Consider the following 12,289-nt stretch of genomic DNA (forward strand, 5'->3'; position numbering starts at 1 on the left):
GAGCCTGTCCCATGTCCACTGTTCGTTCGCTGTTGCCCACTGTCGCCGCTGCCGTGCTGGCCGCCGCGCTGGGCCTGCCCGCCTCGGCCCAGACGCTGCGCTGGGCGACCCAGGGCGATCCGCAGACCATGGACCCGCACTCGCAGAACGAGTCGCTGACCAACCAGATGAACGCCCAGGTCTACGAGACGCTGGTCGGGCGCGACAAGCAGCTCGGCATCGTCCCGCAGCTCGCCACCGAGTGGCAGCAGACCGGGCCGCTCGTCTGGCGCTTCAAGCTGCGGCCGAACGTGAAGTTCCACGACGGCTCGCCCTTCACCGCGGACGATGTGGTCTTCTCCATCCTGCGTGCCCGCGAGCCCAGCTCCAACCTGATCGCCTACGCCAACCAGGTCGGCGAGCCGAAGAAGATCGACGCGCTGACGGTGGAATTCCGCCTCGCCGAGCCGAACCCGGTCTTCCTGCAGCACATGAACACGCTCTTCATCATGAGCAAGGCGTGGTCCGAAAAGAACCACGCCGTGAAGCCGCAGGACTTCAAGAACAAGGAAGAAAGCTTCGCGGCGATGAACGCCAACGGCACCGGCCCCTTCCTCCTCGTCAGCCGCCAGCCCGACATCAAGACCACCTACAAGCGCAACCCGGCGTGGTGGGGCAAGTTCGAGGGCAACCTGCAGGAGGTCGTCTACACCCCGATCAAGAGCGACGCGACCCGGCTCGCCGCGCTGGTCTCGGGCGAGGTGGACTTCGTGCTCGACCCGGCACCGCGTGACGTGGCGCGCCTGAAGAGCACGCCGGGCATCAAGGTGGTCGAGGGCGTGGAGAACCGCGTGCTCTTCATCGGCATGGACCAGGCGCGCGACAAGCTGCTCTATGGCCAGGTGCCGGGCGACACCAACCCGTTCAAGGACGTGCGCGTGCGCCGCGCGCTCTACCAGGCGATCGACATCGAGGCGATCAAGACCAAGCTGATGAACGGGCAGGCGATCCCGACTGGCGCGGTGGTGCCCAGCCCGCTGGGCAGCCTGAACGACCCGGAGATTGAAAAGCGCCTGCCGTTCGATCTGGCCGCGGCCCGCAAGGGGATGGCGGACGCGGGCTACGCCAACGGCTTCGAGGTGACGATGGATTGCCCCAACAACCGCTACGTCAACGACGAAGAACTCTGCGTCGCGCTGGCGGGCATGTGGTCGCAGCTGAAGGTCAAGGTGCGGGTCAACGCCATGCCGCGCGCGAGCTACTTCCCCAAGCTGCAGAAGCTGGACACGAGCCTGTACCTGCTCGGCTGGGGTGGCTCGATCACCGACCCGGAAACCACCTTCACCCCGATCTACCGCAGCCGCGCCGACAAGGGCGTGGGCGACTGGAACTTCGGCAACGTGAAGAACGACAAGCTGGATGCGCTGGCCGCCGCGTCCAGCCGGGAAGCCGATGTGACCAAGCGCCAGGCGCTCATCAAGCAGGTCTTCGCCGAGCACAACGCGCAGGTCCACCACATCCCGCTGCACCGCCAGTTCGTGCCCTGGGCGGCGCGGCAGAACGTGACCGTGGTGCACCGCGCGGACAACTGGCTGGAGTGGCAGTGGGTGAGCGTGGCGCCGCGCTGATGCGGCGGCGAGGGCGGTGAACGCGCCCAAGATCGGATCAAGGCGGCCTCTGGCCGCCTTTTTTCTGCTTGACGCGGGCGGCGATGTGGGTGGGGGTGGCCGGGCGGGAATACGCCGAGAAAGGGCGTGCTTATCGGTCTCCAGTTCCGGACCTCGGGCGGAAGAATGGCGGCGAACCCCTTCCTCCGACACCCCCTTTCCAGAGTCCTCCTCCCGATGTCCGGCGACAGTTCCCAAGACAAGCAGCTACCCGCGACCGAGCAGCGCCTGAAGAAGGCGCGTGACGAAGGCCAGGTCGTGCGCTCGCGGGACCTCGGGCATTTCGTGGTGGTGGCGGCTTGCCTGGGCGTGATCTCGTCGGTGGCGCCTTCGGTCACGCAGCGCCTGCGCGACCTGCTGGCCGCGGCCTTGCGCTTCGATGCGGCGACGGTGGCCAGCCCGGCCTTCATGGCCGAGCGGCTGTCTTCGGTGGTGCCTGATCTGCTGCTGCTGAGCCTCTTCCTGGGCAGCGTCGTCTGCGTCGTGTCGGTGGCCGCTTCGATGGCCTCGGGCGGCTGGGTGTTCACGATGAAGGTGATGGCGCCGAACTTCGGCAAGCTCAACCCGCTCAGTGGCCTGGTCAACATCCTCTCCAAGGACAAGCTGAGCGACACGCTCAAGTCCTGCGTGCTGGCGCTGCTGCTGGCGGTGGTCGGGGCGCTGTGGATGTGGGCGCACCGGGACGACTTCGTGCGCAGCCAGTCGGTCGAGCTGAGTGCGGCATTCACCGAGGCGGGCAGCCAGATCCTGTCGGGCCTGTGGCTGCTGGTGCTGGTGCTGGCGCTGTTCGCGGTGATCGACCTGCCGCTGCAGCGCTTCATGCACGCCTCGAAGCTCAAGATGAGCCACCAGGAAATCAAGGAAGAACACAAGCAGCAGGAGGGCAACCCGGAAATCAAGGGCCGCCTGCGCCAGCGCATGCGCGAGGCCTCGCGCCGCCGGATGATGACCGCGGTGCCGACAGCCGATCTGGTCGTGATGAACCCGACCCACTACGCCGTGGCCATCAAGTACAGCGAGGACGGCGGCGGCGCGCCCAAGGTCGTCGCCAAGGGCACGGACCAGGTGGCGATGAAGATCCGCGAACTGGCGACCGAGTCGCGGGTGCCGGTGCTGGAAGCACCACCGCTGGCCCGCGCGCTCTACGCCACGACCGAACTGGACCGCGAGATCCCCGTGGCGCTCTACAGCGCCGTGGCGCAGGTGCTGGCCCATGTGTTCCGCCTGCGCGAGGCGATGGCCGGCCGTGCCCCGTACCCGACTTCGCTGGACCTGGTCCCCGTGCCGCCGGAGCTTGACCCGGCCGATCCCCGCCACAACCGGCATGCCGCCCGCACCGGTGGCGCCTCCACGCCCACGCCATGAACGCCCAGCTCCAGAACCTGCAGCGCCTCTTCGGCGCCAACTCGGCCCTGATCCAGGGCATGGCCGCCCCGGTGATGATCATCATGGTCCTGGCCATGATGGTGCTGCCGCTGCCCACCTTCCTGCTGGACCTGCTGTTCACCTTCAACATCGCCACGGCGCTGATGGTGATGGTGGTGGCCTCCTACATGGTGCGGCCGCTGGACTTCGCGGCCTTCCCCTCGGTGCTGCTGCTGACGACGCTGATGCGGCTGTCGCTGAACGTGGCCTCGAGCCGGGTCGTGCTGCTCGAAGGCCACACCGGACCGGGGGCGGCCGGTGCGGTGATCGAATCCTTCGGGCACTTCCTGATCGGCGGCAACTTCGCGGTCGGCTTCATCGTCTTCGCGATCCTGGTGGTCATCAACTTCGTCGTGGTGACCAAGGGCGCCGAGCGGATCGCGGAAGTCGGCGCGCGCTTCACGCTGGACGCCATGCCCGGCAAGCAGATGGCGATCGACGCCGACCTGAACGCCGGCCTGATCGACGAGAAGGAGGCCAAGCGCCGCCGCATCGAGGTCGGCAACGAGGCGGAGTTCTTCGGCTCGATGGACGGTGCCTCGAAGTTCGTCCGCGGTGACGCCATCGCCGGCATCCTGATCCTGGTCATCAACATCATCGGCGGCTTCATCATCGGCGTGGCGCAGCACGACCTGACGGCGTCGGCCGCGGCGAGCACCTATGTGCTGCTGGCGGTGGGTGACGCGCTGGTGGCGCAGATCCCCAGCCTGCTGATCTCGGTGGCTGCGGCCATGGTGGTGTCCCGCGTGGGCAAGGAGCAGGACGTCGGCACGCAGATCATCGGCCAGATGTTCCGCACGCCGCAGGCGGTGGGCATGGTGGCCTGCGTCATCGGCATGCTGGGTCTGGTGCCAGGCATGCCGCACCTGTTGTTCCTGTCGGTGGCGGGCGTGCTGGGTTATCTGGCCTACACCATGCGGGGCCGCGGCGCGCTGCTGGCTGCTGCGGAGGCTGCCAGCCTGGCAGGAGCCGATGAGCCAGCCGCCAAGGCCCCTGGCGATGAGGCGACCTGGGACGACTTGCAGCCCGTCGACACGCTCGGCATGGAGGTCGGCTACCGCCTCATCGCGCTGGTGGACAAGGAGCGCGGCGGCGATCTGCTCAACCGCATCAAAGGTGTGCGCAAGAAGTTTGCGCAGGAGGTGGGTTTCCTGCCGCCTTCCGTGCACATCCGCGACAACCTCGAACTCAAGCCCAGCATGTACCGCCTGACGCTGCGCGGGGCCGTCATGGGCGAGGGCGAGGCCTATCCGGGCATGTTCCTGGCCATCAATCCCGGCAACGCCCAACTGGCGCTGCAGGGCCAGACCACCGTCGATCCGGCCTTCGGGCTGCCCGCGGTGTGGGTGGACGAGCGGCAGCGAGAAACCGCCCAAATGGCTGGGTACACCGTTGTTGATTCCTCGACCGTCGTGGCGACCCATCTTTCACACTTGATGCAACAACACGCGGCCCGTTTGCTGGGCCGCACCGAAACCCAGGCGCTGGTCGAGCATGTGACCAAGCTGGCACCCAAACTCATCGAAGACGTGATCCCCAAGATGATCGGCATCGTCCCTCTGCAGAAAATCCTCCAGTCCCTGCTGGAAGAAGGCGTGCACATCCGCGACATGCGCTCGATCGTCGAATCGCTGGCCGAGCAGTCGGCCGCCGGTGTCACCGACCCGGTCGAGCTGACGCGTCGGCTGCGTGTGGCGCTGGCCCCGGCCATCGTGCAGCAGATCTACGGCACGCAGCGCGAGCTGGACGTGATCGCGCTGGAGCCCGATCTGGAGCGGCTGCTGACGCAGGCACTGACCGCGGTGAACGGCCCGGTGCTCGATCCGAGCGTCGCCGACCAGCTCAGCCGCGGTGCCTTCGACGCGGCACGCCGCCAGGAAGACCTCGGGCAGGCCGCCTGCCTGCTGGTGCCCGATCCCCTGCGTCCGTCCCTGTCCCGCCTGCTGCGCCGTGCAGCGCCACGCCTGAAGGTGCTGGCGCACAGCGAAATACCTGACACCCACTCGATCCGCATCGGTTCGATCATCGGAGCACACTCATGAATGTGAAGCGCTTTTTCGGGCGCAACTCGCGCGAAGCGATGCAGAAAGTGCGTCAGACCTTCGGCGACAATGCGGTGATCCTGTCGACCAAACCGAGCAGTGACGGGGTCGAAGTCGTGGCGATGCCCTCCGAAAGCATTGACGCACTGGACCGGCACGACGCGCCTGCGGCGCCCGCTCCCCAGGCGGCAGCCAAGCCGCCACTGCGTTCGATGGTCGCGCCTGCTGCCCCGAAAGCGCCGCCGACCGCGCCGGAACCCACCGCCACCCCGGTGCAGGACGACGTGGGCACGCTGGCCATGAGCACGCTGTCCTTCCAGGATTACGTCCGCGAGCGCATGCTCAAGAAGCGCAAGGCCGAACTGGGTGGCCGTGACGCCAGCAGTGCGCCCGAGCCCGAGTCCCGCGCGCCGGCCGCCCGCCCCGATGCGAACAAGCCGCTGACGGGACGTTCTGCCTCGGCCGCCGAACCTGCCTACGGCGACTGGTCGCTGCCGCCGGACAGTGCCCGCGCCGAAGCGTCGGCGCCGGCTGCCGCACCTGCCGACGATGCAGCGCCCCGTTCGTTCCTGCTCAAGCCCGCGGCACCGACCAAGGCGGCCCCGCCAGTCCCCAGCCGTGCCAGCCTGCCGGACAGCCCGGCCGTGCGGATGGCCCCGGCGGCCGCAGCCGACGACCGCTTCGACGACGAACCCGAAATCACCTCGTCCCCGTCGGCCGACGCGGACATGCTGGCCGAGATCCGCTCGATGAAGAGCCTGATCGAGGAACGCTTCACCATGATGGCCTTCATGGACCGGCTGCAGAAAAGCCCGCGCCAGGTGCAGCTGAGCACCCGCCTGCTCGAGTGCGGCTTCTCGCCGGCCCTGGTGCGCGAGATCGTCGACGGCATGCCGGCGGAAGAGGGCGACGAACTGGGCGCCGTGACCGATGTGCTGCAGCGCAACCTGCTCACCAGCGAGGACGAGGCCGATCTGGAAGACGAGGGCGGTGTCTATGCGCTGATCGGCTCGACCGGCGTCGGCAAGACCACCTCGACCGCCAAGCTCGCCACCGCTTTCGCCACCCGCCACGGTCCCTCGCAGCTCGGCCTGATCACGCTGGACGCCTACCGCGTCGGCGCCCACGAGCAGCTGCGGGCCTATGGCCGCATCCTCGGCGTGCCGGTCCACACGGCGCACGACCGCGCCGCGATGGAAGACCTGCTCGACCTGCTGTCCGGCAAGAAGATGGTGCTCATCGACACCGCAGGCCTGGCCCAGCGCGATGCCCGCACCCGCGACCTGCTGGACATGCTGACCCACCGCAGCATCAACCGCGTGCTGGTGGTGAACGCCGCGCAGCAGGCCGAGACGATCGAGGACGTGATCACCGCCTACAAGGCGACCCAGGCCAAGGGCATCATCCTGTCCAAGCTCGACGAGGCGGTGAAGCTCGGACCGGCGCTGGACGCCATGATCCGCCACCGGCTGAAGGTGCTGGCCGTCTCCACCGGCCAGCGCGTGCCGGAGGACTGGCACCACCTGAACAGCCAGACGCTGGTCCAGCGCGCCCTGCGTGGCAGCGCCTCCCAGGCCTGGCGCATGAGCCCCGGCGACGTGAGCATGACCTTCGCGCGCTCCGGCACCGCGACGGGCACGGCGCTGCGCCGCAGCGGTCACGCGTCGCGAGAACTCGGCGCATGAGCCCGGACCGGCCGACGGAGTCGATGATGGCATTTCCTTCTGATGCACGTCGTGCTCAACCTGGCGACCAGGCCGATGGACTGCGCCGTCTGTTCTCGACCCGGACCGTGCGCTTCATTCCCGTGGTGTCGAATCCCTTCGTCGCCCACGAGGGGGTGCTGATCCGGCAGATCTGTGCAGCGCTGGACCAGCTCGGTCTCTACACGCTGGTGGTCGATGTCTGCGACCACCCCCGACCCGGTGTCCGCGAGGCCACGCGCCAGAAGACCGATCCGTCCGAGCCGATCCTCGATCTGTCCGAGCGCATCCAGGTGCTGACTGACCGCACCGCGAGCCTGTCCGCCCGCGGACTGCCGGCCCGCTGGAGCAATGCCGGCGGCTCGACCCAGGCCTTCCTGCAGGCGCTGATCGATGCGGCGCCGCTGTCCCAGGCGGTGGTCGTGCACGGATCGGCGAACGAGCTGGCGCGGATGTTCGGCCGCGGGGATCTGCAGCTGAGCCGGCCGCGTCCCATCGTGATCTGCGACGAACAACCCGATTCGATGACCCATGCCTATGCCGCCCTGAAAGTGCTGTCGCAGCGCGTGGACTGGCTGTCGCACGATCTGCTGGTGAGCGCTGCGGCGGGCTCGGCTGGCATCCGGCTGGTCAAGGACCGGCTGGCCCAGTGTGCGGCCCTGTTCTTCGGCGGTGTCCGCCACGACTCTGTCGACATCGATCCGCGCACCGTGGCGCTGCCTGCGATGGCGTCTGCCTCGCTCATGGCCTTCATGGAAGCCTCCATGGGCGCAGCGGCGGCGTTTGTCCTGCCCGAGATGGGGCGCCGTGGCCCGGCGCTGGTGACCTCGTCACCCCTTTTGCAGCCGATGGTCTGAACTGATCCGGAGCCACCTGATGTACACCTCCAAGGGCCAACTCGAAGCCAACAAGATGCTGGAGCAATACAGCTCGCTGGTTCGGCGTCTGGCGCACCAGATGATTGCCCGCTTGCCGGCCAACGTCGAACTCGATGACCTGATCCAGGTCGGCATGATCGGATTGACCGACGCCCTGACACGTTTCGACGTGAAGCAGGGAGTCCAGTTCGAGACCTTCGCCACCCAGCGCATCCGCGGCGCGATGCTGGACGAACTGCGCGGCGGCGACTGGATGAGCCGCAGCAACCGCAAGCACCAGCGTGACATCGAGGCCGCCGTCCACCGGCTGGAACAGCGCCTGGGCCGCGCCCCGCACGAGAGCGAGATCGCCATCGAGATGGGGCTGGCGCTCACCGATTACCAGGACCTGCTGAACCGGGTGCGTGGCACGCAGCTGGTCTACCTCGAGGACATGAGCGGCGACGAAGGCGAGAACGATTACCTCGACCGCCACGTCGTCGACAGCGAAGCCGATCCGCTCGCCCGTCTGAACGACCGGCGCATGCGCGAGGCGCTGGTGGAGGCGATCAAGCACCTGCCGGAACGCGAGCAGTTCGTGATGAGCATGTATTACGAAGAGGACATGAATCTCAAGGAGATCGCGGCCGTCCTGGGGGTCACCGAGTCCCGGGTCTGCCAACTGCACAGCCAGTCCATCGCCCGTCTGCGCGCCAAGCTGCGCACCTGGTAGTTCATGTTCTTCCTGAGGAACGTTGCATGCTGAACCTGCTGCGATCGCGAGGGCCTGTCGCGCTGACACCGTCCGTCGATGCCGGTCCTGCGCTGGTCAGTCCATCCGAAGTGGTTCAACGCCTGTCCCGGCAGGTTTCGCACATTGGCCGGGATGCAGCGGAAACCCGCGGCGTGATCGAGGACACGCAGAAGATCGTCACCGCCCAGATGGAGGCGATGATCCACCTGAACGGCGACCTGTCCCGCGTGCAGCAGACCCAGCAGGCCATCGGTGAGGCCACGCAGGCGAGCCGGGATGCGGTGGTCCGTGCCCGCCAGCAGGTCGAGCAGGTGGCGCGCGAGGTGACGGGCATCGTCGAGGTGCTGCACCAGGTCGCCAGCGCGGCCGGAGACATCGGCCAGATTGCCTTGCAGACGCGGCTGGTGGCCTTCAACGCCTCGGTCGAGGCGAAGCGGGCAGGGGAGGCCGGTCGTGGTTTCGGCGTGGTGGCCGATGCGGTGAAAGATCTGGCCGGCCGCGTCGAGTCGTCCTCGCGCACCATCATGGGCACGCTGGACGATCTGGACCGCCGCATCGAGGCGTTCTCGCGCGACATCCGCATCGATCCCCGCGCCGATCGGCAAGGCCAGATCCACCGGGCCTTCGCCGACGTGGAGACGGCGGTGCACCGCATCGACGGGGCGGCAGAAGCCAGCCGTTCGATCGCGCAGGAAGTGATCGACAAGACCGACATGCTGGGCAAGGAAATCCAGGGCGCGATCGGCGGACTCGATACCGCGATGCACTGCAGCGACCGCTTCCTCACCGTCTCGGAACGCCTCATCGACGAACTGGCCGGCTGCGGCGTCGAGACCGAAGACACCCCGCTGATCCGCTCGGCGCAGGCCGCGGCGCAGCGCATCACCGAGTTGCTCGACAAGGCGCTGGCCGCAGGGCAGATTGACTTGACGGCCCTGTTCGACGAGCAGTACCAGCCGATCGTGAAGTCCGATCCGCCGCAGTTCCTGACCCGGTTCGTGCCGCTGGCCGACCGGCTGTTTCCCGAGGTGCAGGAGCAGGTGCTGGCCGCGGGCGAGAAGGTCGCCTACTGCATCGCCGTGGACCGCAACGGCTATGTGGCCACCCACAACCGCATCTATTGCCAGACGCAACGCCCGGGCGACGTGGTCTGGAACACCGCCAACAGCCGCTTCCGGCGCATCTTCAACGACCGCACCGGACTGGCCTCGGCCCGCAACCGCCGGCCGTTTCTGGTGCAGACCTACCGCCGTGACATGGGCGGTGGCAACTTCGTGCTGCTCAAGGAAGTCGCGGCACCGATCCTGATCCAGGGGCGCCACTGGGGAGCGCTGCGCATCGGATACCGCTTCTGATCCACCGGGCACAAGGTGGGCGCTGAAAATGAACAAGGCCCCGACGAGGGGCCTTGGGTCTTGCGGGAGCGGCACCGGGAGGTGCCGGACCTGGATCAGCGTGCCGACAGCGGCGGCACGTCGCGGCGGGCAGCACCGACGTACAGCTGGCGCGGACGGCCGATCTTGTACTCGGGATCGCCGATCATCTCGTTGAGCTGCGCGATCCAGCCGACCGTGCGGGCCAGCGCGAAGATCGCGGTGAACAGCGGCACCGGGATGCCGATGGCGCGCTGCACGATGCCGGAGTAGAAGTCGACGTTCGGGTAGAGCTTGCGGGCGACGAAGTAGTCGTCTTCCAGCGCGATCTTCTCGAGTTCCATCGCCAGCTTGAACAGCGGGTCGTTCTGCAGGCCGAGTTCGCCCAGCACTTCGTGGCAGGTCTCGCGCATCAGCTTGGCACGCGGGTCGTAGTTCTTGTAGACGCGGTGACCGAAGCCCATCAGCTTGACACCGGAGTTCTTGTCCTTCACCTGGTTCATGAACTCGCCGACCTTGGCCACGCCACCCATCTTCTGGATGTCGCCCAGCATGTTCAGGCAAGCCTCGTTGGCACCGCCGTGCGACGGGCCCCACAGGCAGGCCACGCCCGCGGCGATGGCGGCGAACGGGTTGGTGCCCGACGAGCCGCACAGGCGCACGGTCGAGGTCGACGCGTTCTGCTCGTGGTCGGCGTGCAGGATGAAGATGCGGTCGAGCGCGCGCTCGATCACCGGGTTCACCTTGTACTCCTCGCACGGCGTGGCGAACATCATGCGCATGAAGTTGCCGGCGTACGAGAGGTCGTTCTGCGGGTACATGTAGGGCTGGCCCACGGTGTACTTGTAGGCCATCGCCACCAGCGTCGGCATCTTGGCGATCAGGCGGATCGCGGCGATGTCACGGTGCTCCGGATTGTTGATGTCCGTGCTGTCGTGGTAGAAGGCCGACAGCGCGCCGACCAGGCCGGTCAGGATGGCCATCGGGTGCGCGTCACGACGGAAGCCACGCAGGAAGAACTGCATCTGCTCGTTGACCATCGTGTGGTTGGTCACGCGGCCATGGAAGTCGGTGCGCTGGTCTGCGTTCGGCAGATCCCCGTACAGCAGCAGGTGGCAGGTGTCGAGGAAGTCGCAGTTGACGGCGAGCTGCTCGATCGGGTAGCCGCGGTACAGCAGTTCGCCCTTGTCACCGTCGATGTAGGTGATGGTCGAGTTGCACGACGCCGTCGACAGGAAGCCCGGGTCGTAGGTGAACTTGCCGGTCTGCGCGTAGAGCTTGCGGATGTCGATGACGTCCGGGCCGATCGTTCCCTTGTAGAGCGGCAGGTCCATCGAGGCACTGCCATCGGAGAACGATAGGGTGGCCTTCACGTCGGAGGGGGTCATCATGGCTGTTTCCTCGGTAGGTCAATAGTGTCTGAAACGGTTCGATCCCGCCCGAATCTCACGGCCGTTGTTGCCGCAGCATGTCCAGCACGACCATGACGTCTGGCTGAGCCAGATCACCTTCAGGTTCGCGCCGGCGCAGCAGCAGGTCCAGCAGGTCGTTATCGGCAAGATCCATCAAAACTTCCAGGCCCCGGGCCTGTCGGACGGTCAGGCTGGATTCATAGCGCCCGAAGAACCGTTCGATGAACAGATCGTTTTCCAGCAGGCCGCGCCGGCAGCGCCAGTGCAGCTTGCTGAGGGCTCGCTCATCAAGCAAAGTGTCCATTGCGCATCTTTCAGTGGTCTGACCAGGGTGCACCGGGATGGCGCACCCGAGGCTCAGACGGCCCGGCGGATCATCAATTCCTTGATCTTTCCGATGGCCTTGGTCGGATTCAGGCCCTTCGGACAGACATCCACACAGTTCATGATCGTGTGGCAGCGGAACAGGCGGTACGGATCTTCCAGGTTGTCCAGACGGGCGCTGGTGTCCTGGTCGCGGCTGTCGGCGATGAAGCGGTAGGCCTGCAGCAGACCGGCCGGACCGACGAACTTGTCCGGGTTCCACCAGAAGCTCGGGCAGCTCGTCGAGCAGCTCGCGCACAGGATGCACTCGTACAGGCCGTTCAGCTCGTCGCGCTCTTCGGGCGTCTGCAGACGCTCCTTGTCCGGCGGCGGATCGTCGTTGACGAGGTAGGGCTTGATCGAGTTGTACTGCTTGAAGAACTGCGTCATGTCCACGATCAGGTCGCGGATGACGGGCAGCCCTGGCAGCGGCTTCAGGACGACGACGCCCGGCAGGTCACGCATGTTGGTCAGGCAGGCCAGACCGTTCTTGCCGTTGATGTTCATCGCGTCCGAGCCGCACACGCCTTCGCGGCACGAACGGCGGAAACTCAGCGTAGGATCGACGGCCTTGAGCTTGTTCAGGGCGTCCAGCAGCATGCGCTCGTTGCCGTCGAGTTCGACGTCGATCGACTGCATGTAGGGCTTGGCGTCCTTGTCGGGGTCGTAGCGGTAGATCTGGAATGTGCGCTTGGCCATGGTGTGTTCTCTTGT

The 12,289-nt window shown here is 66.9% G+C and carries 10 protein-coding genes; 7 read left to right on the forward strand and 3 right to left on the reverse strand.

Annotation, left to right across the window (positions count from 1 at the left end):
• Positions 1–11: 11 nt before the first annotated feature.
• The 7 genes from AABN02_RS07180 to AABN02_RS07210 all read left to right on the forward strand — a co-directional run bounded on the left by AABN02_RS07180 (position 12) and on the right by AABN02_RS07210 (position 9,782).
• A complete protein-coding gene (locus tag AABN02_RS07180) occupies positions 12–1,607 on the forward strand; it encodes an ABC transporter substrate-binding protein (RefSeq protein WP_338414239.1) in 1,596 nt (531 codons plus the stop codon).
• Positions 1,608–1,823: 216 nt separating this feature from the next.
• Entirely contained in the window at positions 1,824–3,011 is a 1,188-nt protein-coding gene (flhB, locus tag AABN02_RS07185; RefSeq protein ID WP_338414240.1) for a flagellar biosynthesis protein FlhB, read from the forward strand.
• Complete coding sequence (flhA, locus tag AABN02_RS07190; protein WP_338414241.1) at positions 3,008–5,113, forward strand: flagellar biosynthesis protein FlhA; 2,106 nt, start codon at positions 3,008–3,010, stop codon at positions 5,111–5,113. Before flhB ends, flhA begins: the two co-directional genes overlap by 4 nt.
• Positions 5,110–6,798, forward strand: coding sequence for a flagellar biosynthesis protein FlhF (gene flhF, locus AABN02_RS07195; RefSeq protein ID WP_338414242.1), 1,689 nt, complete (start codon positions 5,110–5,112; stop codon positions 6,796–6,798). The genes flhA and flhF overlap by 4 nt, the downstream gene beginning before the upstream one ends.
• Positions 6,799–6,824: 26 nt before the next feature.
• Positions 6,825–7,673: a flagellar biosynthesis protein gene (locus AABN02_RS07200; protein ID WP_338414243.1), complete on the forward strand. Its 849-nt coding sequence runs from the start codon at positions 6,825–6,827 to the stop codon at positions 7,671–7,673.
• Positions 7,674–7,692: 19 nt separating this feature from the next.
• Positions 7,693–8,406: an RNA polymerase sigma factor FliA gene (locus AABN02_RS07205; RefSeq protein ID WP_338414244.1), complete on the forward strand. Its 714-nt coding sequence runs from the start codon at positions 7,693–7,695 to the stop codon at positions 8,404–8,406.
• A 26-nt stretch (positions 8,407–8,432) separates the two neighbouring features.
• Positions 8,433–9,782: a methyl-accepting chemotaxis protein gene (locus tag AABN02_RS07210; protein ID WP_338414245.1), complete on the forward strand. Its 1,350-nt coding sequence runs from the start codon at positions 8,433–8,435 to the stop codon at positions 9,780–9,782.
• 95 nt (positions 9,783–9,877) lie between these two features.
• Here AABN02_RS07210 and gltA read toward each other — a convergent pair whose 3' ends face one another.
• Genes gltA through AABN02_RS07225 form a run of 3 tightly spaced genes read right to left on the reverse strand, consistent with a single transcriptional unit; the run spans position 9,878 to position 12,274 of the window.
• The gene (gene gltA / locus AABN02_RS07215) at positions 9,878–11,188 is read right to left on the reverse strand and encodes a citrate synthase (protein ID WP_338414303.1); all 1,311 of its coding nucleotides are present in this window, start codon (positions 11,186–11,188) and stop codon (positions 9,878–9,880) included.
• 58 nt (positions 11,189–11,246) lie between these two features.
• A complete protein-coding gene (locus tag AABN02_RS07220; protein ID WP_338414246.1) occupies positions 11,247–11,516 on the reverse strand; it encodes a succinate dehydrogenase assembly factor 2 in 270 nt (89 codons plus the stop codon).
• A 53-nt stretch (positions 11,517–11,569) separates the two neighbouring features.
• Complete coding sequence (locus AABN02_RS07225) at positions 11,570–12,274, reverse strand: succinate dehydrogenase iron-sulfur subunit (protein WP_338414247.1); 705 nt, start codon at positions 12,272–12,274, stop codon at positions 11,570–11,572.
• Positions 12,275–12,289 lie beyond the last annotated feature (15 nt).

The sequence above is a fragment of the uncultured Sphaerotilus sp. genome (assembly GCF_963924895.1).
Lineage (GTDB): Bacteria > Pseudomonadota > Gammaproteobacteria > Burkholderiales > Burkholderiaceae_C > Sphaerotilus.